Origin of the sequence: Pseudomonas sp. FH1 (assembly GCF_000510895.2) — a bacterium.
GTDB lineage: Bacteria > Pseudomonadota > Gammaproteobacteria > Pseudomonadales > Pseudomonadaceae > Aquipseudomonas > Aquipseudomonas azotoformans_A.
In genome coordinates this window covers 49,701-73,169 of sequence record NZ_AOHM01000123.1, presented here as the reverse complement: position 1 = coordinate 73,169, position 23,469 = coordinate 49,701, and the positions used below count along the sequence as shown (strand labels likewise).

Sequence of the window (23,469 nt, the reverse complement as noted above, 5' to 3'; positions counted from 1 at the left end):
GCGCAAATCCCGGATTTGCGCGAACGGCGAAGCCATGCCCGAAGAACAATAAAAACACCCCAAACCCCACACTGCCAGGAGCTAAAAAAATGAAAAAATCCCTGACTCAACTCATCACCGGCGTTGGCGTCGTGAGCAGCGGGATGATCCCGTTCGCCGCCCATGCCGACTTCATCAAGGACAGCAGCGGCACGCTGGAATTGAAGAACTACTACTTCAACCGTGACTACCGTGAAGAGGCCAGCCAATCGGTGCGTGCCGAATGGGCCCAAGGCTTTTTGCTGGGGATCAAGTCGGGCTTTACCGACGGTACCGTGGGCTTTGGCCTGGATGCCATCGGCATGCTTGGCGTGAAACTCGACTCCAGTCCGGACAAATCCGGCACCGGCCTGCTGCAGCGTGACAGCGACAAACGCGCTTCCGACAGCTATTCCAAACTGGGCGTCACCGCCAAGGCCCGCTTGGCCAAGAGCGAGCTGCGCGTGGGTTACCTGGTGCCGGACCTGCCGACCCTGCAACCCAACACCAGCCGCCTGTTTCCGCAATCCTTCAGCGGTACGCAACTGGTATCCAACGACATCAGCAACCTCAAGATCAGCCTCGGCCAACTGGACCAGGCCAAGGACCGCGACTCCACCAACTACGAAGACATGAAGCTGACCACCATCAGCAAGGTCTACAAAAGCACGGCCCTGAGCGACCAGTTCCGTTTTGCCGGCGGTGATTACTCGCTGACGCCCAACACCTTGCTCAGCTACCACTATGCCGAGCTGGACAGCATCTACCACCAGCAATATGGCGGCTTCAAGAACAGCTTTGGCCTGGGGCCGGGCAACCTGAAGACCGACGTGCGCTACTTCAAGGCCGACAAGGACGGTGCGGGCCTGGCCGGTAACGTTGATAACCGCGCCTTGAGTACACGCCTGACCTACCAGTACGGCGGTCACAGCATCGGCGGCGGCTTCCAGCAGCAGTACGGCACCACGCCGTTCACCTACCTTGATGGCTCCATCAGCTACCTGTTCACCGAATACCAGTTCACCAACTTCACCCAGACCAAGGAACGCGCCTGGCATGCGCGCTACGACTACAACTTTGCCGACCTTGGCCTGCCGGGCCTGTTGTTCGGCATCAAATACGCCAAGGGTGATTCGGCTGAAGTGATCGGCTTCAACGGCGAAGGCCGTGAATGGGAGCGCGACCTGGACATCAGCTACGTGGTGCAGACCGGCCCGTTCAAGGGCGTGTCGATGCGCTGGCGCAACGCCCTGGCCAAGGGCAACTTCTACAACGACGTCAACGAAAACCGCGTGCTGCTGGGCTACACCCTGGCGCTCTGGTAACCACAGGTGGGGCGGCCTGGGCTGATCGGTTTTGCAGATCAAGATAGCCCCGGCCGCCCTTACAGGCGATCACCCGGTCTCGTTAGTATTTTCTCAAGTTCCGTCACTCGAATATCGAGACTTCTGCGTTATGAAACTTAATCAACACCCCTTGCTGCAAGCGACACAAGGTACCCACAGGCACGTGGAGAGTGAGCATTACGGTGCAGTGGGTGCCGGTCGGAAAATCTACATCCAGGCGGCATTGCATGCCGATGAAACCCCGGCGATGTTGGTGGCAGCGCATCTGCGCCGGCAACTCGCAGTGTTGGAAAATGCCGGCCGCCTGAACGCGCAGATCGTGCTGGTGGCGGTCGCAAACCCGGCCGGCCTGGGCCAATACATCCTGGGTGCGCCCAGTGGCCGTTTTGAACTGGGCAGCGGGCGCAACTACAACCGTGGATTCCCGGTGCCTTATCAGGCCATCGCCGAAAAAATCGAGTTCCGGCTCGGCCAGGACATCGACGCCAACCGCGCGCTGATCCGCCAGGCCTGGGGTGAGTGCCTGCGCGCCGCTCAGCCGATGGATGAGTACCAGTCGCTGCAACAGACGCTGATGCTGCTGGCCCACGATGCCGACATCGTGCTCGACCTGCATTGCTCCCGCGAAGCCGCAATGCACCTCTACACCGGCGAGGCGGTGTGGCCGACCATCGAGCCGCTGGCCCGTTACATCGGTGCCGAGGCGACCTTGTTGGCGACCGACTCCCAGGCCAATTCCTTCGACGAAGCGCTGTACCTGCTGTGGGTCAACCTGCGCGAGCGTTTTGGCGCGCGTTTCCCGATCCCGGACAGCAGCATCGCAGTGACGGTCGAGCACCGTGGCCAGCGTGATGTGTCTTACGAGCTGGCGGACCATGACGCCACCGCGATCATCGATTACCTGACTCACCTGGGTGCCATCGAAGGCACGCCACGCCCGCTACCAGCGCTGCGCAGCCCAGCCACGCCGCTGGCGGGCAGCGAGCAGTTCTACGCACCGAGTGCCGGGGTGCTGGTGCACCGTGCGGCGGTGGGCAGCCGGATCGAAGCAGGGCAGGCGCTGTTCGATATCGTCGACCCCCACAGCGGCAAGACCGTCACGGTCAACAGTCACAACACCGGTGTGCTGTACATGCGCCGTGATGTGCGGTTTGTGAAACCGGGGGACCCGCTGGGTCGCGTCTCCGGGGCTACACCGATTCGCAGCGGCAAGCTGCTCAGCGCTTGATCAGATATCTACTAGGCAGGACTCTCCATGCACTCCAACCCGGCAATCACCCTCGAAAACCAATTCTGCGCCCATAACTATTCGCCACTGCCGGTGGTCATCGTCAAGGGCGAGGGCGTCTGGGCCATTGGCGATGACGGCAAGCGCTATCTGGACATGATGTCGGCCTATTCCGCCGTCAGCCACGGCCATGTGCACCCGCGCATCCGCGCCGCCGCCGTGGCGCAGATCGACAAGATCAGCGTGGTGTCGCGCGCGTTCTACAGTGAGCCGCTGGGCAATTTCCTCAAGGCGCTGTGCCGCCTCAGCGGCTTCGATTCCGCGCTGCCGATGAACAGTGGTGCCGAAGCGGTGGAAACCGCGATCAAGGCGGCGCGCCGCTGGGGTTATCGGGTCAAGGGCATCGCTGCAAACCAGGCGAAGATCGTGGTCGCCGACAACAACTTTCACGGGCGCACCTCGACCATCGTTGGCTTCTCGTCCGAACCGGACTACAAGGCCGACTTCGGGCCGTTCTGCAACGGTTTCACCGAGGCACGCTTTGGCGATATCGAGAGTTTCCGCCAGGCGATCACCGCCGACACTTGCGCGGTATTGATCGAACCCATCCAGGGCGAAGCCGGTATTCGCGTGCCACCGGCCGGGTTTCTGCGCGAGCTGCGAAAACTGTGCGACGCGACCAATACCTTGCTGATCCTCGATGAGATCCAGTCGGGCCTGGGCCGTACCGGCAAGTGGTTTGCCTTCCAGCATGAAGGCATTCGCCCGGATGCGCTGATCCTCGGTAAAGCGCTGGGCGGCGGGATCATGCCGGTGTCGGCGTTTTTGGCGGATCACTCGATCATGGACCTGTTCGATGCCGGCAGCCACGGCTCGACCTTTGGTGGCAATCCGTTGGCCGCCGCCATCGGCCTTGAAGCCCTGAACGTGCTCGAGGACGAAGGTTTGATCGACAACAGCGCGCAGCTCGGCCATTACCTGGTGGAACGTCTCAAGGCGATGAATTCCCCTGCGATCCAGGAGATTCGCGGGCGTGGGCTGTGGGTCGGCGTGGAGCTGGACCGCGACGCACGCCCCATCTGCGAAGCCCTGCTCGCCGAAGGTCTGCTGACCAAGGAAACCCACGAAAACGTGCTGCGCATCGCGCCGCCGTTGTCCATCACCCGCGACGAATTGGAGTGGGGCCTGGTCCGTATCGAACGGGTTTTTGCGCAGCTATGAGCGACTTTCTCAACCATTTGCACATCGACGGGCAACGTTACGCCTATATCGACCTGTATAAGCTGCTGACGCCAGCGCAATTGCACCGGCTGCCGTATTCGCTGCGCATCCTGCTGGAAAACATCGCCCGTTGTGCCCCGGCCTCATTGCCTGCCGTGCTTTCGCGCGCCACCGGAAACGGGCCTGATTGCGAGGTGCCATTCCAGCCCAACCGCCTGATGTTCCACGACACCACGTGCTTGCCGGCCCTGGCGGACTTTGCCGGGATGCGCGATGTGGTGGCGGAGCTCGGCGGTGACCCTATGGCGGTGAACCCGGCGATTCCGGCGGTGCTGACCATCGACCATTCGGTGATTGTCGAGCACTACGCCGAAGCGGGTGCGGTAGAGGCCAACCTGGACATCGACTTTCGCCGCAACAGCGAGCGCTACCGTTTTATCAAGTGGGCCCAGGCCAGTCTGGACAACTTCAACGTGATTCCGCCGGGCACGGGGATCATCCACCAGATGAACATGGAGTCCGTCGCACAGGTCGTTTGGGAGAGCACTGCGTCCGACGGCGGCGTGCTGCTGCACCCGGACTGCATGGTCGCCACCGACAGCCACACGCCGATGATCAATGCCATCGGAGTGTTGGGCTGGGGTGTGGGTGGGTTGGAAGGGCAGGCGGCGATGCTGGGCGAGCCGGTGCCGATTCCGTTCCCGCAGGTGGTGGGAATTCGCGTGAGCAATGCCTTGCGTCCCGGCGTAACGGCGACGGACTTGGCGCTGACCGTGACCGAGTTGCTGCGTCGGCGCAGCATGGTCGGCAAGTTTGTCGAGTTCACGGGGCCGGGGTTGGCGTCCTTGAGTTGGGCGGCGCGAGGCACGGTGGCGAACATGGCGCCGGAGTATGGCGCGACGGTGGTGTTTTTCCCGTTTGACGACGAGACCTTGTCTTACCTTGAGTTGAGCGCGCGGCCGAAGCCGTTGTTGGCCAAGGTCACGGCCTATATGGCGGCGCAGTCGTTGTGGCGCCAAGAAGGGGAGCCCGAGCCGCAGTTCGATGAATTGATCGAGCTGGACCTGGCGCAGGTGGAACCGAGCGTGGCCGGGCCGCATCAGCCCCATCAGCGTCAGTCGCTGGCGGCGGCCGGTGCCTCGTTTCACCAGCACGTGAAGGGCGAGGCCGGTCAGCAGTTTTTCGCACCATCGTTTGATGCGCCGCTGACCCATGGTGCGGTGGTGATGTCAGCGATCACCAGTTGCACCAACACCGCCAACCCGGCGCAGATGATCCAGGCCGGGTTGCTGGCGCGCAATGCGCGGGCACGTGGCGTGGGGCGCAGGCCGTGGGTGAAGACCTCGCTGTCGCCGGGCTCACGGGTAGTGGCGGACTACTTGGAAGCGGCAGGCTTGCTGGAGGATTTTGCCGCGCTGGGTTTTGACTTGGCGGGCTTTGGTTGCATGACTTGTATTGGTAACTCCGGCAGCCTCGAAGCGCATGTGGAGGCCTTCGCCGAGCAGGGGCTAAAGGGCGTGGTGGTGCTGTCGGGCAATCGCAATTTCGAGGGACGGGTCAACCCCAAAGTCCCGGCCGGTTACCTGGCATCGCCCGCGCTGTGCGTGGCCTATGCGATTGCCGGGAGCATCGACATCGACCTGTCCAGTCAACCGCTGGCGCTGGATGCCCAGGGCCGGCCGGTGTACCTGCATGAGCTGATGCCCAGCGATGCCGAAGTGTCCGCGCAAGTCGCCGAAGTAGTGCGCCCGGCGCTGTTCCAGCAACGCAGTGAGCTGCTCTGGCAGGGCACGCATCACTGGCAGGCACTGGAGGCCGAAGGCAGCGTGCAGTTTGCCTGGCATCCCGGCTCTACCTATCTACGCCGCCCGCAGTACCTGGCGGACGTACAGCCGTTGCCGGTGCCGCGTCTTTCGGTACGTAACGCCAAGGCCTTGGTGGTGTTGGGCGACAACGTCACCACCGACCATATCTCCCCGGCGGGCACCATCCCGGCGCAGAGCCTGGCCGGTGCCTGGCTGCGTGAAAGGGGCGAGGCCGAGGCGGATTTCAACCAGTACTCGACCCGGCGCAGCAACCACGAGGTGATGGTGCGTGGCGCCTTTACCAACCCGCGCCTGAACAACCTGTTGGACCCAACGCAAGCGCCGCGCCAAGGCGTGTGGGCGTGGGACGCCGACCACACGGAGTATCAGCCGCTGTATCTGGCTGCGCAAAGCTACGTGGGTACGCCTACTGTGCTGTTTGCCGGGATCAACTACGGCGCTGGCTCCAGCCGCGATTGGGCGGCCAAGGTCCTCAGTCTGCTGGGCATCAAGGCGGTGGTGGCGCGCAGCATCGAGCGCATTCATCGCAGCAACCTGATCGGCATGGGGGTGTTGCCGTTGGTATTCAACGATGGGGGAACCGTGCAGGACTTGGCACTCGACGGCAGCGAGCGGCTGACTTTCCTCGGCCTGGATAACCTGCAGGTGGGCGCAAACCCGATTACGCTGCAGATCGATCGCGTCGACGGTGGTCTCACCCAATGCAGTCTGGTGTTGCGCCTCGACTCGCTGCAAGAGCTTGGTTACCTTGTGCACGGCGGCGTGCTGCCGTTTGTGATCCGCAAGACCGTGCAACGGACCCGCCAAGGAGCGCTTGATGATTGACACCCGCGTACTGCAACAATTGGCCCCCGATGGCGTGCTGCGCGCCGCCATCAACTTCGGCAACCCGGTGCTGGCGCAACGTGGTACGAACGGAGAGCCCCAGGGTGTTTCCGTGGCGCTGGCCAAGGCGCTGGCTGCAGAGCTGGGTGTCGAATTGGAGCTCATCACGTTTGAGGCGGCGGGTAAGGTATTCGCGGCCTTGGCCGAGGACGTCTGGCGCGTGGCGTTCCTGGCTATCGAGCCGGTGCGTGAAAAGGAAATCGCCTTCAGCGCGCCGTATGTGGCGATCAAGGGCACGTATCTGGTGGCAGCGGACTCACCTTTTACGCACGTCGCGCAACTGGATGCGCCGGGCCGGCGCATCGCCGTCGGCCAGGGTGCGGCCTACGATCTGTACTTGAGCCGAACGGTCGAGCATGCCGAATTGGTACGCGCGCCGACCTCGGCCGCAGCGGTGGATTGGTTTATCGAACAAGGCCTGGATGCGGCGGCAGGGGTGCGGGACTTCCTGCAAACCCAGATCACCGCGCAAAGGCGTTTGGTGCAGGACGATTTCATGACCATCCGCCAAGCCATGGCCGTACCGGTGGCGCACGCAGCCGCTGCCGCGTTCGTCAGGTCCTTTGTCGAACGGCAGAAAGAGAATGGTGGGGTGAAGCGAGGTCTGTTGGCCAGTGGCCAAAGCGCTGAACTTGCCGCAGGTTGATCATGAGGGATGGCGCATAAGCGGAGGGATGTGGATACTGCCCGATTGATCAAAACGCACGAGGAGAGCAGATGAGCAGCGTACGCTGGGGCATGATCGGCTGTGGCAGTGTCACTGAACTGAAGAGTGGACCGGCTTTCTACAAAGCGCCAGGTTCTGCGCTGGTGGCCGTGATGGGGCGCCGCGAAGAAGCCGTGCGTGATTATGCGGCACGCCATGGTATTGCACGCTTCTACACCGACGCCCAGGCACTGATCAACGACCCTGAAGTGGATGCCGTCTACATTGCCACGCCGCCCGACAGTCACCTCGAATACAGCCTGATGGTGGCGGCGGCCGGCAAGCATTGCTGCGTCGAGAAACCGATGTCGCTGAATGCCGAGCAGAGCGCCTTGATGCAGCGCACGTTCGAACGTGCCGGGTTGCATCTGTTTGTTTCCTATTACCGCCGTTCGCTGCCGCGCTTCCAGCAAGTGCGCGACTGGCTGCGAGATGGGCGTATCGGTGAGCTGCGCCACCTGACCTGGACCCTGTGCAAGCCACCGGCTGCCCACGACGCCAATGCCGCCAACTGGCGGACCGACCCGAGCGTTGCCGGGGGCGGTTATTTTGCCGACCTGGCGAGCCATGGCTTTGACCTGTTCCAGTACCTGGCCGGCGATATCATCGAAGTGTCCGGTTACACCTCGCGCCAGGAAGGCCGTTACGCGGCGGAAGATGCCGTGACGGCCAGCTGGCGCTTCGCGTCCGGCGCGCTGGGCATGGGCTGCTGGAACTTTGTGGCGGACCGTCGTGAAGACCGGGTGGAACTGATCGGCAGCCGTGGGCGTATCCAGTTCTCGGTCTTTGAGGACCAGCCCCTGCACCTTGAAGGCGAGACGCAGGAGGTGCTGGAAGTGCCGTGCCACGCGCATATCCAGTGGCATCACGTATTGGCGATGAACGCGCATATTCGCGGCGAAGCCGAGCATCCGTCGTTGGCCATCGAGGCGCTTAAGACCGATCGGATCCTGGACAAGGTGCTACAACGTAACCCCCATCACCCCGGCTAGGCACGATAGGGTTTTCTTTTTCCAAGGAATAGACGGGACGGATGAAATACTGGATAGCGGTGTGGCTGGTCCTGGCCACCAGTGCAATGGCGGCCCCGCGTAGCCAAGGCACGCCGGGGGAGTTTGATTTTTATGTGTTGTCGTTGTCGTGGTCGCCGACCTTTTGCCTGACGCACCCGGACAACGAACAGTGTTCAGGCAAGGGCTACGGGTTTGTGTTGCACGGCTTGTGGCCGCAGTACGCGCCGGGAGGGTGGCCGGCGTCGTGCTCGCCGCAGACACAGTTGAGCCGTGAAGAAATCGAGAAAGGTGCGGCATTGTTCCCGACCCGTTCGTTGCTCAGGCACGAATGGGCCAAGCATGGCACCTGCAGCGGCCTGGAGCCGTTGGCCTATTTGCAAAAGACCGATGAGGCGCTGGGCGTGGTGAGCATTCCGCAGCAATTGCAACCGTTCAATACGCCGCCCGCATTGCAGGCCCGTGAGATCGAGGCGCTGTTTCGTGAGAGCAACCCGCGCATGGGCAACCATGGGCTGGCGGTGATCTGCAAAGGCAAGGTGTTCTCGGAAGTACGGGTGTGCCTGAGCAAGGACCTGGCGTTTACCGGCTGCCCGCGCAGTGTGAAAACCCAGTGCCGCGACGGTGATATCCGCATCCCCACCCAGCGCTAAAGCAGCATCGCCAGGCGATAGCGCTCATCAAAATCTTCGGCCAATTGCGCCAAGGTGACTTGGCCCAGGCGCTCCAGCAGCAGCGCCTGGGCTTGCTCGAAGGCCTGCGTCAGCGCGGCGTTCACCGCTTGTTCCACCAGGCATTGCGGGTGGTCGGTGGACAAACCGATAGCAAATATCGAGGGTGTACCCAGGGCGTTGTGAATCTCCAGCAGGGTGATTTCACTCAACGGCTTGCCCAGGCTCCAGCCACCTTGATGGCCCTTTTCCGAACGGACGTAACCCTTTTCCTTGAGCAGCCCGAGCGTGCGCCGTACCACCACCGGGTTGGTGCCGAGCATCTGCGCGATGGTCTCCGAGGTGGCGCGTTCTTCATGGCGACCCATATGGATCAGCACGTGGAGCATTCGCGAAAGGCGGGTGTCATTTCTCATCAAGGGGCCTCGGTTCATTCAAGTCGAAAGTATCGTTCGTAACCCTAAAAGTTGCGAGATGCTTGACGAGCTATTTTTACGTAACTTATGGTGTGTCGTGAAAGCCCTCGGATAACCTAGGGCACACAACATGGGGTCATTTTCATGATGTACGACGTGATTATCGTGGGTGGCAGCTACGCGGGCCTGTCTGCCGGCCTGCAACTGGCGCGGGCGCGGCGCCAGGTACTGGTGATCGACTCGGGGCAGAGGCGCAATCGCTTTGCGGCCACCTCCCACGGTTTTCTCGGCCAGGACGGCCAGGCGCCGGAGATGATCGCTGCCGAAGGGCGCAGCCAATTGATGGAGTACCCGACGGTCACGTGGGTGCAGGACCGCGTGGTTCAGGCCGAAGGTTGCAGCGTTCGCACCGAATACAACGGTGCGTTCCAGGCCAAGCGCCTGATCCTCGCCACCGGCGTTGTCGACGAGTTGCCCACTATCGAAGGCCTGCAAGAACGTTGGGGCAAGCACGTATTCCACTGCCCGTACTGCCACGGCTATGAGCTGGATCAAGGGCGCATCGGCGTTCTCGCCACCTCACCGCTGGCCATGCACCATGCGCTGATGTTGCCGGACTGGGGCACCACTACGCTGTTCACCAATGGCGTGTTTACCCCGGATGCCGAGCAACAAGCGCAGTTGGATCGACGTGGGGTCAGCGTGGAAAACGCGGCGGTACGGCGTATCAGCGGTGAGCGCGCCGACCTCGAACTGGACGATGGTCGAGTCTTCAACCTCGACGGCATCTTCACGATGTCCCGCACCCGCATCAGCCCCTTGGCCGAGCAGCTGGGTTGCGAATTGGCCGACGGCCCCACTGGCCCTTACCTGCACGCCAACGACATGCGCCAGACCTCCGTGCCTGGCGTGTTTGCCTGTGGTGATACGTCGCTGGCCGCCGGTTCCGTCGCGCTGGCCGTGGCCGAAGGCGTGCGCGCCGGGGTGGGCGCGCACTTTTCGTTGATCAATGGTTGAGGTAGACCGGGCTGTCGGTGGACAACGAGGCTTTGACCCCGTGGGTCATGTCGGTGATCAGCACCTCTTCACGCTCGTCGCTCAAGGCCTGCAAGGTGAGGGCGACCACTTCCTGGGGCGTACTTTTCGGGGCTTGCACATCGGCCACCATGTCGGTGTCGATGTAGGCCGGGTGCACGCCGATCACCAGGGTGTTCTGCTCACGCAACTCGCCGCGCAGGCCGTTGGTCAGGCCCCACTGGGCGGACTTGGAGGCGCTGTAGCCACCGGCGCCCGGAGGGCTCAGCCAGCTCAGAACCGACAGCACATTGATCAACGCACCGCCGCCTTGCTTGGCCAGGATCGGCGCAAAGGCACGGCTGACGCGCAGGGTGCCGAAGGTGTTGACGTCGAAGTGCTGTTGCAGGTTCTCGACGCTGTCCTCCGCCAACAATGAGCCGTACTTCAGGAACCCCGCGTTGTTGATCACGATATCCACGTCCGTGCACTGCTCGGCGGCGCGTTGCACGCTGGCCTGATCGGTGATGTCCAGGGCAATCGGCGTGCTGCCGGGGATGTTGACGCTGCTGGGGTCGCGCGCACCGGCGTAGACCTTGGCCGCGCCGCCTTCGAGCAAGGCAATGACGAACGCTTTGCCCAGGCCGCGATTGGCACCGGTAACCACTACCACTTTTCCACGAATATCCATGATCAGCTCCAGGTTACAAATTAGGTTTAATGATGAAACTGTTTTTATCCTGTGCCTGTTGGTCCTATAATGCAACCTAATTTTACAGCTGCCTGGAGGGCCGACGATGAAACGCAAATGCCTGGAAGGCGATTGCTGCCCAGTGGCGCGCGCCCTGGACGTGGTGGGTGACTGGTGGACGCTGTTGATCATCCGCGATGCATTCGCCGGGGTGACTCGCTTCGGAGATTTCCAGAAGCACCTGGGCGTGGCGAAAAACATCCTTGCCACCCGCCTGAAGGACATGGTCGAGCAAGGCTTGCTGCAAACCAGCGAAGTCGGCGCGCGCAGCGAATACCAGCTCACCGACAAGGGCCGCGCATTGATGCCGGTGTTGGTGACACTGGCGCAGTGGGGCCAAGCCTTCACCGAGCCTGAACATGTCGGCACCCAGGTACTCGATGCACGCTCGCTCAAGCCGCTGCGCAACGTCGAGATCCTCGCCGAGGACGGGCGGGTGTTGGGTATTGACGATATTGTCACTCAAGCGCCACTGGCTTGATCCGGCGCAGGCGCTAGACTCTAAGCACCGTCTCCCATTGGAAGGGACATCGCTTGAGCGCCGATTTCGAGAGCAAGACCACGTTCCAGGGGTTGACCTTCAAGCTGTACCGAGGAGAGGGCGCCGCACTGCTGGCGTTCGACCTGGCGCAGGACCTGGCCACCCCTGACTTTGTCGGCTTCAGCATCGAAGTGCGCTACCCCGGGGCCACCCATTGGGGCGTGCTGCACAACCGCCTGCACTTCGATTACCCACCCACGCCCGAACGGCCGCGGACTTTTCCGTCCACCGAGGCGCCCTTCCAGAAATTCCGCTGGCTCCACGTACCCAGTGAGATCCTGCCAGGCTTTTTCCGCTACCGCGTCACCGCCTGCTACATGGGGGCTGACGGCACGCTGAGCAAGGGTGTCGGGGTGGAAGGGCAGGTGAGCCTCGAAGCGCAGACCATCAGCCAATTCGTCAATATCGGTTTTACCCGAGGCTTTGCGTCCTCCCAGGCCTACGGCGACCGTTTCGACAATGAAACACGTATCCTGCCACCGGCCCGTTCCGCCCCCAGTGCCTACCTGGAGCTGGACATGGCGCCTTTCGAGCGCAACTACCAATGGTTGGGTTTTGAGGCTCGGCTGTTGATTCTGCAGGTGCTGGACCAGGTGGCGAACGACCCGGAGTTGACCCTCGACGCACTGATCTACGAAAGCAAGGAGCCGGACATCCTGCGCCGCCTGGAGCAACTCGGCCCGCGCCTGCGTGCAATCATCGATGACCATGGCGACCAGGGCGCCGCCGACAGCTGCGAGAGCATCAGCGCCGCTCGCTTGAGTACTGCCGGGGCGCAGATCAAGCGCCTGCATTTCTCCAGTCAGCAGCACAACAAAGTGTTGATTGTGCGCCGCGCCGGCAAGGCGATCCGGGTGCTCGGTGGTTCCACCAACTTTGCTTTGCGCGGCTTGTATATCCAGGCCAATAACGTGCTGTTGTTTGACGACGAAACGGTCGCGGGCAAGTTCGCCGAAGTCTTCGACGCTTATTGGACCTCACCCACGACGTTCCGCAAGCACCCACTCTCGCAACAGTGGTGGGTGGTGCGCGACGAGCCGGGCTCCAAGGTATCGCTGTGTTTTGCGCCGCATGCCGACAGCGCGTTGTCCCTCGACCCCATCGCCACCAGCATCGAAAACGCCACCAGTTCGGTGCTGTATTCCATAGTGTTCCTGAGCCTGATCAACGGCAAAGTGCGCACAGCACTGGACGAGCTGATGCAGCGCGCACTGTTCTCCTACGGCGTGGCCCAGCGCACCGGCAAACTGGCCGTGCGCAAGCCGGACGGTTCGGTGGGGCTGTTGCCGTTCGCCTACCTGGCGAGCAACGCCCCGGCGCCGTTCAAGTCGGAGTGGTCGGGCAATGCGGGGAACATGGTGCACAACAAGTTTGTGGTCACGGACTTCAATGGCGCCAACCCCACGGTGTACACCGGTTCATCCAACCTGGCCGGCGGTGGAGAGAAGAACAACGGCGACCACCTGATCCGCATCGAAGACCGCAAGATCGCCGTGGTGTATGCCATCGAGGCGTTGCGCCTGTTCGACCATTTCCACTTTCGCGTCAATGCCAGCCAGCCTGGCGCGCTGCAAACCCTGCGTCTGGCCAAACCTCCGGCTGCGGGTGAGAAAACCTGGTTTGACGCCTACTATCGCCCCGGCCATGTGAAGGCGCGGGACCGCGAACTGTTCGTCAAATAGGCCCCGGCTGGCCGTCCACCAACTGTTGGAACAACGGCGTCAGCAGGTCGATCAACACCTGCGGATCGGCCTTGGCCAATGCCGACAGTTCCAGCATCTGGCGCATCACCTGGAAGCCCGACACCAGCGCCATCACCAGCGCTGCGCGCTCTTCGTGATGGGCGCCCTTGAGCGCGGCGGCCATGGTCGCCTGATGGCCCTTTTCCACTTGCTCGCGGCCGATGATCGCCGCGCGTTTGCTGGACGCCGAGTGCAGCATGATCAGGAAACCTTCCAGCGGCGTGCTGCCGGCTTCGGTGATGCTGACCAGTGCGGTAGCCATCGTGCGGCCGAGGTTTTCCGAGCTGAGATTGTTCTCGGTGAGGATGATCGGACTGGCCATGGTGTCGGCGATCACTTCGGCAAACAGCTGCTCCTTGGAGCCGAAGTAGCGGTTGACCAGCATTGCCGTCACGCCCGCGCCAGCGGCGATTTCGCGCACCCCGGCACCGTCATAGCCCGACTGGGCAAACGCCTTGCGTGCGGACAACAAAATGGCTTCGCGGGTGACGGCGGCATTGCGCCGGCGTGGAATGGGGTTGGGCATTGGCATCCTGACGTGGCTGGAAACTGTGGGCGCACACACGGTGCGCGCCGACAGGGTACAGGGTCTATTTGCTGTCGAGGAAGCCCAGCAGTGCGGCATTGAACAACGCCGGGTCTTGCAGGAAGGCAAAGTGACTGGTGTTCGGCAGGATCAGCAGGCCAGCACCGGGGATGGTTGCGGCCATGTACTCGGTGTGTTCGCGCTTGATCGCTTCGTCATGGTCGCCGTCGGCAATCAGGATCGGCGTCTTGATGCTTTGCAGTTGCGCGTCAGTCCAGTTCGGTTGGCTGGCCCACATATGGCTGATTTGCTCGACGAACGCGTCGTACTCTTTTGGCGTCGGCGACAGCTTGGCGTACTCCTTGCCCGCGCGTTCGATGAAGGCGGCGAAGGTCGGGTTTTTCTCCACACCGTCTTTTACGCCGGCGGTCTGGGTGTTGGCGGCGAAGGCGAACACTTTGCCGATACGGTCCGGATGACGCAGGGCCAGGTCGATGCCGATGATCGCGCCGTCGCTCCAGCCGACGATGTCGGCGCGCGGGATTTTCAGGTGGTCGAGCACGGCCACCACGTCGTCGGCCATCAGGTCGTAACCGTAGGGTTTTTCATCCCGCGAACTGCGCCCGTGGCCACGGCTGTCGATGCTGATCACCGTGTGTTTGGCCGACAGCGCCTTGACCTGGTTGCCCCAATAGTCGGAGTTGGACAGGCCGCCGTGCAGCAGCACCACCGGCGAGCCGTGGCCGGTGCGGGTGTAGTAGACCTTGATGCCGTTGACGGCAGCGTAGCCGGTCTTGGCGCCGGCCACGGCGGCGGGCGTTGGCGGCAGGGTTTCCCAGCGTTCAGCGGCTTGAGTAGCGGAAAAAGACAGCATCAGGCAGGCAGCTGCCAGCAGGTGACGTGACATAGCGGTTCCTTGTTTGCGATGAGTAGGGGCTGAACTCTAGCACCGGCGCCGGCACCGGAAATACGCATTTTTGCCTATTAAAACCGACCGTTTGAAAGAAAAAAATGCAGTTATATCAATGGAATAAAAGCGTCTAAACGACCTTGTGGGCGATCAGGCTATTGGCACAATCGATCAGCGTCTCGCTGCTGGGGCGCGGCTGCCAGCCCAGCATCACGCGGGCTTTTTCTGCGGTGTGGCGGTGTTGGCGGCCAAGGTTGGGGGTGAGGCCGCGCAGCAGCGGATCGAAACGTGCCAGCAGGCGCAGCAGCCAATCCGGGATGTTACGGCTGGGCACCTTGTTGGCGGCGTCGCCCAGGTGGTCGCGCAGTATCTGGGAAATTTCTGCCATCCACAGGAACTGCCCAACCCCCAACAGCCGCTGTCCGGCGGCGGCCGATGCGGTCATGGCGCGGATATGCAGGGCGGCGAGATCGCGTACATCCACCACTTCGAAGCCCAGGCGCGGGTTGCCTTTGGCGCGACCTTGCAACAGGCGGGCGATGACTTGCACGGACCCGAGGGTGTCGGCGCTCATGATCGGGCCGAACACCGCACCGGGGAGCACGGTGGTCAGTGTGGTCGGGCCGGTTTGTTTGTGCATGAAGTCCCACGCGGCACGCTCGGCCTGGCGCTTGGCGTGGCGATACGGGGTCACGTGGGTTTCATTGGGGTCGAACCACACGGACTCGTCGCTGAGGCTGTCGGGACTCTGCAAGGGTGGGGTGGCGACGGTGGCGGCGCTGGTCATGACCACCCGGCGAACACCCGCGTGGGTTGCTGCACGCAGGACACGCAAGGTCCCGTCCCGCGCCGGGGCAACCATGTCCTCCAGGTGTTGTGGCGCATCCAGGCCCAGGGGCGAGGCGACGTGCAGCACGTAGTCGCAACCGGCCATGGCCGCGCTCCACCCTTCATCGCGAGTCAGGTCGGCGGCAAAACAGGTGAGTCGGGTGTGATCGATACCCTGGCCGCTCAAGGCGGCGCGCAGGGCCGGTTCCTTGGCCAGGCTGCGCAAGCTGGTGCGCACGTCATAACCCTGTTGCAACAGGCCTGCCAGGCACCAACCGGCGATGTAGCCCGTGCCTCCGGTGACCAGAACCGTTTCCGCCATGACCTTTCTCCCGCCTGTGTGAATGAATTCAGGCTGACTTTAGGGCTGAAATCGCTATAAGTCTACAGCTGTATACAAAATTCTCCGAAGAGGGGCATTTTGTTCAATACCCCGATCCTTTTGCTCTTTACCGTAACGTCATCGTCACTCGCTCGAATAAAAGGGAACTGCAATGAGCTTGATCATTTCCATGGCCGCCTTCGCGTTGGCCACTTCCATCACGCCCGGACCGGTGAATGTGGTGGCGCTGAGTTCGGGGGCGCGTTTCGGGTTTGTCGCCAGCCAGAAACATGTGGTTGGCGCTGCTGTGGGGTTCACCTTGTTGCTGGTGCTGATTGGCCTGGGCCTGCATGAGGTACTGGTGCGCTGGCCGATCCTGACCCAACTGATCCAGTGGGGCGGAGTGGCCTTCCTGCTGTACATGGCTTGGAAGCTAGCGGTCGACGATGGTCGACTGGATGCCGAGGGCACTGCCACCGCACCGTCGATGCTGTATGGCGCGATCATGCAATGGCTCAACCCCAAGGCGTGGCTTGCCTGTGTGGCGGGGATGGGGCTGTTCGTCGCGGACGGCGACGCCGCGCAAGTCTGGCTGTTTGCGGCGCTTTACCTGGTGATCTGCTACCTGTCGGTGGCCTGCTGGGCCTATGCGGGAACCTTCCTGCGCCGCTACCTGGGCAATCCCCAGGGCGTGCGGGTGTTCAACCGTTCAATGGCCGCGTTGCTGGTGGCCAGTGTGGGTTATTTGCTGATGGCGTGAGCCGGTCGCGGTACTGCCCCGGCGTGGCGGCGAAATGCTGTTTGAAGGTGCGCTGGAAATGCGCCTGGTCGGCGAAGCCTGCGGCCAGGGCTACATCGGCGATCAACTCGCCCTGGCGCAATTGCGTACGGGCAAAATGGATGCGCTGGTTGACCAGGAACGCATGGGGCGTGAGGCCGTAATACTGCTTGAAGGCCCGGATCAGGTAGGACGGTGACAGCTCGGCCGCACCGCAGATATCTTCGAGTTTCAGCGCCTGGGTGCAGTGCTCTCGGATGTACTCGGCGGCCCGCTCCAGCCTTTGGTTGACCTCGCGCAGCGGGGTATGGGAGGGGTTGAGTCGCTGCTGTACTTCGCTGAAGTAGCTCACCAAAGCGCTTTGTTTTTTCAGGTGCTCGGCCTGTTCATCCACCAATATCCGGTACAACGCCAGCAGGCCCTGGTACAGCACCGGGTCCTGGGTGTAAGGCGTGTTGAAGGGCCGGTAGCCCTGGTCAGCACTGAAGCCCAACTGATGCTGCAAATCCGTCAGCCAGGGCGTGTCGAGGTACACCATCTGATAGGACCACGGCTCATTGGCGATGGGATTGCACGCGTGCACGTCGCCGGGGTTCATCAACACCACGGTGCCGGCGCTGATCTCAAAGGTGTCGACGCCATAGTGGTAGTAGCTGCGGCCGGTTGTCACTGCACCAATGGAAAAGTGCTCGTGCGCGTGTCGGGTATAGGTCACCTTGCGCCCATCGTCGATGGTGCGTGCCTCGATGAAGGGCAGGCGCTCGTCGCGCCAGAAGCGCGGCGAGCGTGAAAGATGAGCGCGGTTGTGCATCGACATGGCGGCGGTTGCCTCCCTTGAGCGAGTGCAGGGATCATTACACACACCGCCAGTGCCGTCAGCTCAGAAGTCCCACTTGGTCGCCAGTTGCACGCTACGCGGCTCGCCATAGAAGCCCGTACCGAAGTTACCCAGGCCGGTGTAGTACTTTTTGTCGAACAGGTTCTTCACGTTGAGCGTGGTGCTCAGGTGCTCGTTGAAGCGGTAGCGCGCCATCAAGTCCACCAGGTAGTAGCTGTCCTGGGTGATCCGCGAGTTATGGCCGAAGTTGACGGTGTCGGCCGGATCGGGCTGGAACACATTGCCGAAGAACTCGCTCTGCCAGTTCACGCCGCCGCCCACGGTGACGTTCTGCAGGGCGCCGGGCAGGCGATAGGCGCTGAACAGGCGTACCACTTGCTGCGGCGTGGTGGTTTGCAGCACCGAGCTGTAGACGTAGCCATCATTGGCATCGCGGGTGTGCTGGTAGGTGTAGCCGGCGGAAAGGTTCCAGCCGTCCAGCACTTCACCCGACAGCTCTGCTTCGAAGCCCTTGGTGGTGGCGCCGGCAATAGGGCGGTACACCGAGTCGGTCTCGAAGCCCGAGACATACTCGGCGACGTTGTCCTGCTCGATGCGGAACGCGGCAAAACTGGCGTTCAGGCGGCCCTCGTAGAACGCGGCCTTGATCCCGGCTTCGTAGGTTTCGCCTTCGATCGGGTCGAGCAATTTGCGGTCCGCGTCCTTGCTGGTTTGCGGACGGTAGATTTGCGTGTAGCTGGTGTAGACCGACCAGGTGTCGTTGAGGTCGTAGACAATCCCCGCGTACGGCGTGACCACGCCGCTCTGATGATACGTGGTGCGATTGTCGGTCTTGGTCGGGTCGTAGAAGTCGGTGGTGTCGGTGCCACTGAAATTGCTGACGCGGGTGCCGAGGATCACCGACAGGTCATCGGTGGGTTTCAGGCGCGTGGCCAGGTAGGCGCCGGTCTGGCGTTGCACGATGTCGTTCTGGCCGCTGCGTGGGATATCCGGCTTGGCGTACTCGCCGCGCCAATCGAAGATGCTGCCGCCCACCGCGGGGTAGATCGAGCCATACACTGGTACGTCCTGCTTCGAACGGGTGGCCATGAAGCCCATGATCAACTCGTGCTCGCGACCAAACAGACTGAACGGCCCGCTGAGGTTGACGTCCAGGGTGTTCTGCACCTGATCGCCCTTGTACTTGCCCATGAACATGTACATGTTCTCGCCGCTGACCGGGTCCGGGTTGCCGCCGCTGGCGGAGGCGAGCAGGGTGTCGTGCTGGCTGCGCTTGCGGTCGAGGCTGACCTTGAGCGACCAGTCGTTTGCCAGCTTTTGCTGCACCGAAGCGAAGAGCGTCTGGTTCTGGAAGTCGCGACGGCTCCAGTCGGCCGCCGGGTTGAACGAGCGCGAGAAGTTCGTGCGCGAGCCGTCGCTGAAGTACATCGGGAAACCGGTCCAGCTGGCGCCGCGTGAGCGGGTGTTCTGCTGGTCGATGCCGAAGGTCAACAGCGTGTCGGGCGTAAGGTCCGCCTCAAGGATGCCGTAGGCGATGTCCTTGGTGTTCTGGTAATGGTCCAGGTACGACTGGCGGTCCTGATACACACCGACAAACCGTCCACGCACATTGCCTGATTCGGTCAGCGGGCCGGAGATATCGCCTTCGGTGCGGTAGTTGTCCCAGGAACCGAAGGTCTGGGTCACCGAGGCCTTGAACGCTGCCGTAGGTTTCTTGCGGATCAGGTTGACTGTGGCGGACGGGTCGCCGGAACCGCTCAACAGGCCAGCCGAACCCTTGATGATTTCCAGGTGGTCATACACCGCCATGTCGGTGCTGGTGGTGCCGTAGTCATACACGCCGTCGTAGGTGGAGTTGACGCCGTCGTACTGGAAATTGGTGATTGGCAGGCCACGGCTGGAGAACTCCCAGCGCTCACTGTCGTAGTTCTGCACGCTCACGCCGGGGGCGCGGCGCAGGGTGTCGGCGATGCTGTTGGAGCCTTGGTCATCCATCTGCTGGCGGGTGATCACGGTGACCGATTGCGGGGTCTCGCGCATCGACAGTGGCAGGCCGGTCGCCGAGGCCATGGAGCCAGTGGTGTAGGAGCGGGTGTCTTCGGTGGTGGCGCCGAGGTCCTGGCCGGAGATAGTCGTGGCGCCCAGTTCGAGGGCGCTGGTATTGGCCGGGATCTGTTCCAGCACATAGCCGTTGTTGCCTTGGGGCAGGGCCTGCAAACCGCTGCCCTGCAACAAGCGCTGCAAGCCGGCTGCCGGGGTGTAGCTGCCATTCAGGCCGGGGCTGATCTTGCCGGCGGCGAGGTTGTTGTGGCCGGCGATGTAAATACCGGACTGCTCGGCAAAGCTGTTCAGCACACTGATCAGGGAGCCGGCGGCAATGCGATAGCTGCGGCTGGCTTCCTGGGTCGAGGGCGACTCGGCGGCTTGCAGCGTCGGTGTGCCAAGGCAAAACAGCGAGGTAGCCAGCGCCAATGGGCGCAGCGCGAAGCGAGCAGGTTGCGACATGGATGTTTCCCTTTGGATCAAATCGATCGGCGAAATGAAGCGTCTGCAGGGTTAACCGAACGAGTTTTCAAAAAGGGAACTGGCGGTTGAGGATTGTTTACCGAGGACCGACGGTGACCCACCATGTCATCGGTTTATCGACACGTATCGGCAATGCGGCTTGCAGCAGATTCAGCGCGTGGTCGCTGTCCATCAACGGGAATGAACCCATCACCGGCAAGTGCGCCACGGCCGGGTCGCAGCCCAGGTGGCCGGGGCGATAACGGTTGAGTTCGGCGATCAGTTGGCCAAGCGGCAGGTTGTCCGCCAGCAAAACGCCGCGGCTCCAGGCCTCGCGCGACGGTGAGGCCGGTGCGGTTGGCTGGAAGCCGTTGCGGCTGAATGAGACTTGCTGGCCGGCTTCGATGATGCGCACGGGGTGGTTGGCAGCGGTGACTTGCACCCGGCCTTCGAAGACGTTGAGTTGGGTGTGGTCGTCGCTTTGTACCACGCTGAAACGAGTACCCAGCGCCTGCATACGGCCGTGTGCGGTATCCACCAGGAATGGCCGGCTGGCATCCTTGGCCGTGTCGATCAGCACTTCGCCGAAACGCAGTTGCAGCAAACGTTGAACCCCATCAAAGCGCACATCCAGAGCCGTCAAGGCGTTCAACCACACATGACTGCCATCGGCCAGCAGCGTGTCGTGGGTTTCACCGCTACGGGTGGCATAGTCCGCACTCCAGCCGCCGACCAGTCGGGGCAGGGCGGTTGTGCGCCAAGTGCCCCAGGCCAGTGTCGAACCGACGCCCAGCACCAGCAGCGTCTTGAGAGTTTGACGGCGCGAGGTGCGCAACGCCCGGCTGGCGCCGTGGGCGTGTTCCTGCAACGGGGTAAAACGCTGGCTTACACGCTGCACATAGTGCCAGGCCGCCAAATGCTCGGGGTTCTGCGCGACCCAGGCCTGCCAGTGCAGTTGCTCCAGGGCTCCCCCTTGATCCTGCAGGCGCACGTACCATTGCGCCGCCTGCTCCAGGCTGGCGTGGCTGAGTTTGCCGGGCGTGTTCATTGCACCAGCATGCCGTCGAGTTCCGCTTCCAGGATCGCGCAATGCAACAGGGCCTGAGCCATGTACTTCTTGACCATGCGCTCGCCCACGCCCAACTGCTCGGCAATCTGCTTGTAGGCCAGGCCGTGCAGTTGGGCGAGCAGGAAGGCTTCGCGGACGTTCTTTGGCAGGCGCGCAAGCATGGCGTCCACTTCGTAGAGTGTTTCGACGATGATTGCGCGTTGTTCCGGTGACGGCTGGGTGGCTTGCGGACACAGGGCCAGGCTGTCCAGCCAGGCCTTCTCTAGCTGGCGCCGCCGCCAGAGGTCGATGCACAAGCCACGGGCGATGGTTGCCAGGTACGAGCGCTGGCCCACGTGGTCGGTTTCGACCGGCGGGCGGTTGAGGAGGCGAATAAAGGTGTCGTGGGCCAGGTCGGCGGCATCCCAACGGTCATTCAGCCGACGGCGCAGCAGGCCGAGCAGCCAGCCGTGGTGAGTGCCGTAGAGGTGGGTGAAAGAGGTCGACACGATGTCCATCCAGCGCAAAAGGATTGGCGTAAATAAGAATTGGTCGCGATTAAAGCAAAGGGGGCGCGTGTGCGCAAATGATATTGAATGGCTATTGAAGGGGAGGTGTGCAGTCGATCAAATGTGGGAACGGGCTTGCTCGCGAATGCGTTTTGTCAGTCATAGATGCATCGACTGACACACTGCATTCGCGAGCAAGCCCGCTCCCACATTTCTGATCTACGTACATCAGGCGGGCACGAGGAACGCTGCTTCCAGCAGTTGCCGGGTGTAGGCATGCTGCGGGTCGGCAAAAATCGCCTTGGCATCGCCTTGTTCCACCACCTGCCCATGCTTGACCACCATCAACTGGTGACTCAGCGCCTTCACCACCGCCAGGTCATGGCTGATGAACAGGTAGGTCAGGTTGTACTTGGCCTGCAGGCTACGCAGCAGTTCCACCACTTGGCGTTGCACCGTGCGGTCCAGGGCTGAGGTAGGTTCATCGAGCAGGATCAGGCGCGGCTTGAGCACCAAGGCGCGGGCGATGGCGATGCGTTGGCGCTGGCCGCCGGAGAACTCGTGGGGGTAGCGGTGCCGGGATTCGGGGTCGAGGCCCACTTCCTTGAGCGCCGCGATGATCGCGGCTTCCTGCTCGGCCGGCGTACCCATCTTGTGGATGCGCAGGCCTTCGCCGACGATCTCGCTGACGCACATGCGCGGGCTCAGGCTGCCGAACGGGTCCTGGAACACCACCTGCATTTCCCGGCGCAGCGGGCGTACCTGCTGCTGGGTGAGCTTGTCCAGTTGCTGGCCTTCAAAGCGAATGCCGCCCTTGCTGGCGATCAACCGCAGAATCGCCAGGCCCAAGGTGGATTTGCCCGAGCCGCTTTCACCGACGATGCCCAGGGTCTGCCCCTGGGGCAGGCTGAAGTTGATGCCGTCCACCGCCTTGACGTAATCGACGGTGTTGCGCAAGAAGCCTTTCTTGATCGGGAACCAGACTTTCAGGTCATCGACTTCCAGCAACGGGGGGCCGACTTCGTTGCTGGCCGGTCCGCCGCTGGGCTCCGCCGCGAGCAGTTCCTGGGTGTACGGATGCTGGGGCGACTGGAACAGCGTTTCACAGTCGGCCTGCTCGACGATGCAACCCTTTTGCATCACGCACACGCGATGGGCGATACGCCGCACCAGGTTCAAGTCATGGCTGATCAGCAGCAGGGCCATGCCCAGGCGCGCCTGCAGTTCCTTGAGCAATTCGAGGATCTTCAATTGCACCGTCACATCCAGCGCCGTGGTCGGCTCATCGGCGATCAGCAGCTCCGGCTCATTGGCCAGGGCCATGGCGATCATCACCCGCTGGCGCTGGCCGCCGGACAGCTCATGGGGCAGGGCCTTGAGGCGTTTGTGCGGCTCGGGAATGCCCACCAGATCGAGCAGCTCCAAGGTGCGCTGGGTGGCGACCTTGCCTTGCAGCCCCTTGTGCAGGCCGAGCACTTCGTTGATCTGCTTCTCGATGGAGTGCAGCGGGTTCAACGAGGTCATCGGCTCCTGGAAGATCATCGCAATGCGGTTGCCACGAATATGGCGGATGGTTTTTTCTTTTAGTGTGAGCAGGTCCTGCCCGGCATAGTCGATGGTGCCGGAGGGGTGCCGCGCCAGCGGGTAGGGCAGCAGGCGCAGGATCGAGTGGGCGGTCACCGATTTGCCCGAGCCACTTTCGCCCACCAGGGCAATGGTCTCGCCACGCTTGATGTCGAAGCTGACGTTGTTCACCACGCGGTGGTGATGGTCGCCCGTGACGAACTCGACGGAGAGGTCGCGGATTTCGATCAGATTATCCTGATTCAT

21 protein-coding genes are annotated in these 23,469 nt (G+C 62.4%); 11 read left to right on the top strand and 10 right to left on the bottom strand.

Annotation, left to right across the window (positions count from 1 at the left end; all coding sequences use genetic code 11):
* The first annotated feature begins 89 nt into the window (after nucleotides 1–89).
* From H096_RS26420 to H096_RS26390, 7 genes are all read left to right on the top strand, one after another.
* Complete coding sequence (locus tag H096_RS26420) at nucleotides 90–1,343, top strand: OprD family porin (protein ID WP_016977186.1); 1,254 nt, start codon at nucleotides 90–92, stop codon at nucleotides 1,341–1,343.
* Between the two features lie 130 nt (nucleotides 1,344–1,473).
* Nucleotides 1,474–2,592, top strand: coding sequence for a succinylglutamate desuccinylase/aspartoacylase family protein (locus H096_RS26415; protein ID WP_033902296.1), 1,119 nt, complete (start codon nucleotides 1,474–1,476; stop codon nucleotides 2,590–2,592).
* A gap of 27 nt (nucleotides 2,593–2,619) precedes the next feature.
* Nucleotides 2,620–3,813, top strand: a complete 1,194-nt coding sequence (gene rocD / locus H096_RS26410; RefSeq protein WP_051422206.1) for an ornithine--oxo-acid transaminase — start codon at nucleotides 2,620–2,622, stop codon at nucleotides 3,811–3,813.
* Complete coding sequence (acnA, locus tag H096_RS26405) at nucleotides 3,810–6,464, top strand: aconitate hydratase AcnA (RefSeq protein ID WP_033902295.1); 2,655 nt, start codon at nucleotides 3,810–3,812, stop codon at nucleotides 6,462–6,464. The genes rocD and acnA overlap by 4 nt, the downstream gene beginning before the upstream one ends.
* On the top strand, nucleotides 6,457–7,170 hold the full coding sequence (locus H096_RS26400; RefSeq protein ID WP_033902294.1) for a transporter substrate-binding domain-containing protein: 714 nt from the start codon (nucleotides 6,457–6,459) through the stop codon (nucleotides 7,168–7,170). The genes acnA and H096_RS26400 overlap by 8 nt, the downstream gene beginning before the upstream one ends.
* 71 nt (nucleotides 7,171–7,241) lie before the next feature.
* Nucleotides 7,242–8,222, top strand: coding sequence for a Gfo/Idh/MocA family oxidoreductase (locus H096_RS26395; protein WP_033902293.1), 981 nt, complete (start codon nucleotides 7,242–7,244; stop codon nucleotides 8,220–8,222).
* Nucleotides 8,223–8,263: 41 nt separating this feature from the next.
* Entirely contained in the window at nucleotides 8,264–8,893 is a 630-nt protein-coding gene (locus tag H096_RS26390; RefSeq protein ID WP_033902292.1) for a ribonuclease T2, read from the top strand.
* On the opposite strand, the gene H096_RS26385 is transcribed toward H096_RS26390, so the two are convergent.
* Nucleotides 8,890–9,327: an Rrf2 family transcriptional regulator gene (locus H096_RS26385; protein ID WP_033902291.1), complete on the bottom strand. Its 438-nt coding sequence runs from the start codon at nucleotides 9,325–9,327 to the stop codon at nucleotides 8,890–8,892. The two genes, H096_RS26390 and H096_RS26385, sit on opposite strands and share 4 nt — an antisense overlap.
* 144 nt (nucleotides 9,328–9,471) lie before the next feature.
* Here H096_RS26385 and H096_RS26380 point away from each other — a divergent pair, with 144 nt between their 5' ends.
* A complete protein-coding gene (locus tag H096_RS26380; protein WP_033902290.1) occupies nucleotides 9,472–10,344 on the top strand; it encodes an NAD(P)/FAD-dependent oxidoreductase in 873 nt (290 codons plus the stop codon).
* Here the strand turns inward: H096_RS26380 and H096_RS26375 are convergent.
* Nucleotides 10,334–11,032, bottom strand: a complete 699-nt coding sequence (locus H096_RS26375; protein ID WP_033902289.1) for an SDR family oxidoreductase — start codon at nucleotides 11,030–11,032, stop codon at nucleotides 10,334–10,336. The genes H096_RS26380 and H096_RS26375 overlap by 11 nt on opposite strands.
* A gap of 106 nt (nucleotides 11,033–11,138) precedes the next feature.
* Here H096_RS26375 and H096_RS26370 point away from each other — a divergent pair, with 106 nt between their 5' ends.
* Both H096_RS26370 and H096_RS26365 read left to right on the top strand, forming a co-directional pair.
* Nucleotides 11,139–11,573, top strand: coding sequence for a helix-turn-helix domain-containing protein (locus H096_RS26370; protein ID WP_033902288.1), 435 nt, complete (start codon nucleotides 11,139–11,141; stop codon nucleotides 11,571–11,573).
* 53 nt (nucleotides 11,574–11,626) lie between these two features.
* Complete coding sequence (locus H096_RS26365; RefSeq protein WP_033902287.1) at nucleotides 11,627–13,315, top strand: phospholipase D-like domain-containing protein; 1,689 nt, start codon at nucleotides 11,627–11,629, stop codon at nucleotides 13,313–13,315.
* On the opposite strand, the gene H096_RS26360 is transcribed toward H096_RS26365, so the two are convergent.
* The 3 genes from H096_RS26360 to H096_RS26350 all read right to left on the bottom strand — a co-directional run bounded on the left by H096_RS26360 (nucleotide 13,308) and on the right by H096_RS26350 (nucleotide 15,961).
* Complete coding sequence (locus H096_RS26360; protein ID WP_033902286.1) at nucleotides 13,308–13,901, bottom strand: TetR/AcrR family transcriptional regulator; 594 nt, start codon at nucleotides 13,899–13,901, stop codon at nucleotides 13,308–13,310. The two genes, H096_RS26365 and H096_RS26360, sit on opposite strands and share 8 nt — an antisense overlap.
* 64 nt (nucleotides 13,902–13,965) lie before the next feature.
* Nucleotides 13,966–14,808 carry an alpha/beta hydrolase gene (locus H096_RS26355; protein WP_033902285.1) on the bottom strand — a complete coding sequence of 281 codons (843 nt, stop codon included), beginning with the start codon at nucleotides 14,806–14,808 and terminating at the stop codon, nucleotides 13,966–13,968.
* Nucleotides 14,809–14,941: 133 nt separating this feature from the next.
* Nucleotides 14,942–15,961, bottom strand: coding sequence for an NAD-dependent epimerase/dehydratase family protein (locus tag H096_RS26350; RefSeq protein WP_033902284.1), 1,020 nt, complete (start codon nucleotides 15,959–15,961; stop codon nucleotides 14,942–14,944).
* 172 nt (nucleotides 15,962–16,133) lie between these two features.
* Here H096_RS26350 and H096_RS26345 point away from each other — a divergent pair, with 172 nt between their 5' ends.
* On the top strand, nucleotides 16,134–16,721 hold the full coding sequence (locus tag H096_RS26345; RefSeq protein WP_033902283.1) for a LysE family translocator: 588 nt from the start codon (nucleotides 16,134–16,136) through the stop codon (nucleotides 16,719–16,721).
* Here H096_RS26345 and H096_RS26340 read toward each other — a convergent pair.
* The 5 genes from H096_RS26340 to H096_RS26320 all read right to left on the bottom strand — a co-directional run bounded on the left by H096_RS26340 (nucleotide 16,663) and on the right by H096_RS26320 (nucleotide 23,469).
* Nucleotides 16,663–17,556 carry an AraC family transcriptional regulator gene (locus H096_RS26340; protein ID WP_033902282.1) on the bottom strand — a complete coding sequence of 298 codons (894 nt, stop codon included), beginning with the start codon at nucleotides 17,554–17,556 and terminating at the stop codon, nucleotides 16,663–16,665. The genes H096_RS26345 and H096_RS26340 overlap by 59 nt on opposite strands.
* 63 nt (nucleotides 17,557–17,619) lie before the next feature.
* Nucleotides 17,620–20,082: a TonB-dependent receptor gene (locus H096_RS26335; RefSeq protein ID WP_033902281.1), complete on the bottom strand. Its 2,463-nt coding sequence runs from the start codon at nucleotides 20,080–20,082 to the stop codon at nucleotides 17,620–17,622.
* Between the two features lie 97 nt (nucleotides 20,083–20,179).
* A complete protein-coding gene (locus H096_RS26330; RefSeq protein WP_033902280.1) occupies nucleotides 20,180–21,130 on the bottom strand; it encodes a FecR domain-containing protein in 951 nt (316 codons plus the stop codon).
* Nucleotides 21,127–21,648: a sigma-70 family RNA polymerase sigma factor gene (locus H096_RS26325; RefSeq protein WP_033902279.1), complete on the bottom strand. Its 522-nt coding sequence runs from the start codon at nucleotides 21,646–21,648 to the stop codon at nucleotides 21,127–21,129. The genes H096_RS26330 and H096_RS26325 overlap by 4 nt, the downstream gene beginning before the upstream one ends.
* 219 nt (nucleotides 21,649–21,867) lie before the next feature.
* Nucleotides 21,868–23,469 (bottom strand): ABC transporter ATP-binding protein, encoded by a 1,602-nt coding sequence (locus H096_RS26320; RefSeq protein ID WP_033902278.1) that lies wholly within the window; start codon nucleotides 23,467–23,469, stop codon nucleotides 21,868–21,870.

What these genes read in the sequence shown, in the direction of transcription:
- H096_RS26420 (WP_016977186.1), top strand. Translation starts at nt 90, where the DNA reads ATGAAAAAATCCCTGACTCAACTCATCACCGGCGTTGGCGTCGTGAGC.
- H096_RS26415 (WP_033902296.1), top strand. Translation starts at nt 1,474, where the DNA reads ATGAAACTTAATCAACACCCCTTGCTGCAAGCGACACAAGGTACCCAC.
- rocD (WP_051422206.1), top strand. Translation starts at nt 2,620, where the DNA reads ATGCACTCCAACCCGGCAATCACCCTCGAAAACCAATTCTGCGCCCAT.
- acnA (WP_033902295.1), top strand. Translation starts at nt 3,810, where the DNA reads ATGAGCGACTTTCTCAACCATTTGCACATCGACGGGCAACGTTACGCC.
- H096_RS26400 (WP_033902294.1), top strand. Translation starts at nt 6,457, where the DNA reads ATGATTGACACCCGCGTACTGCAACAATTGGCCCCCGATGGCGTGCTG.
- H096_RS26395 (WP_033902293.1), top strand. Translation starts at nt 7,242, where the DNA reads ATGAGCAGCGTACGCTGGGGCATGATCGGCTGTGGCAGTGTCACTGAA.
- H096_RS26390 (WP_033902292.1), top strand. Translation starts at nt 8,264, where the DNA reads ATGAAATACTGGATAGCGGTGTGGCTGGTCCTGGCCACCAGTGCAATG.
- H096_RS26385 (WP_033902291.1), bottom strand. Translation starts at nt 9,327, where the DNA reads ATGAGAAATGACACCCGCCTTTCGCGAATGCTCCACGTGCTGATCCAT.
- H096_RS26380 (WP_033902290.1), top strand. Translation starts at nt 9,472, where the DNA reads ATGATGTACGACGTGATTATCGTGGGTGGCAGCTACGCGGGCCTGTCT.
- H096_RS26375 (WP_033902289.1), bottom strand. Translation starts at nt 11,032, where the DNA reads ATGGATATTCGTGGAAAAGTGGTAGTGGTTACCGGTGCCAATCGCGGC.
- H096_RS26370 (WP_033902288.1), top strand. Translation starts at nt 11,139, where the DNA reads ATGAAACGCAAATGCCTGGAAGGCGATTGCTGCCCAGTGGCGCGCGCC.
- H096_RS26360 (WP_033902286.1), bottom strand. Translation starts at nt 13,901, where the DNA reads ATGCCCAACCCCATTCCACGCCGGCGCAATGCCGCCGTCACCCGCGAA.
- H096_RS26355 (WP_033902285.1), bottom strand. Translation starts at nt 14,808, where the DNA reads ATGTCACGTCACCTGCTGGCAGCTGCCTGCCTGATGCTGTCTTTTTCC.
- H096_RS26350 (WP_033902284.1), bottom strand. Translation starts at nt 15,961, where the DNA reads ATGGCGGAAACGGTTCTGGTCACCGGAGGCACGGGCTACATCGCCGGT.
- H096_RS26345 (WP_033902283.1), top strand. Translation starts at nt 16,134, where the DNA reads ATGAGCTTGATCATTTCCATGGCCGCCTTCGCGTTGGCCACTTCCATC.
- H096_RS26340 (WP_033902282.1), bottom strand. Translation starts at nt 17,556, where the DNA reads ATGTCGATGCACAACCGCGCTCATCTTTCACGCTCGCCGCGCTTCTGG.
- H096_RS26335 (WP_033902281.1), bottom strand. Translation starts at nt 20,082, where the DNA reads ATGTCGCAACCTGCTCGCTTCGCGCTGCGCCCATTGGCGCTGGCTACC.
- H096_RS26330 (WP_033902280.1), bottom strand. Translation starts at nt 21,130, where the DNA reads ATGAACACGCCCGGCAAACTCAGCCACGCCAGCCTGGAGCAGGCGGCG.
- H096_RS26325 (WP_033902279.1), bottom strand. Translation starts at nt 21,648, where the DNA reads ATGGACATCGTGTCGACCTCTTTCACCCACCTCTACGGCACTCACCAC.
- H096_RS26320 (WP_033902278.1), bottom strand. Translation starts at nt 23,469, where the DNA reads ATGAATCAGGATAATCTGATCGAAATCCGCGACCTCTCCGTCGAGTTC.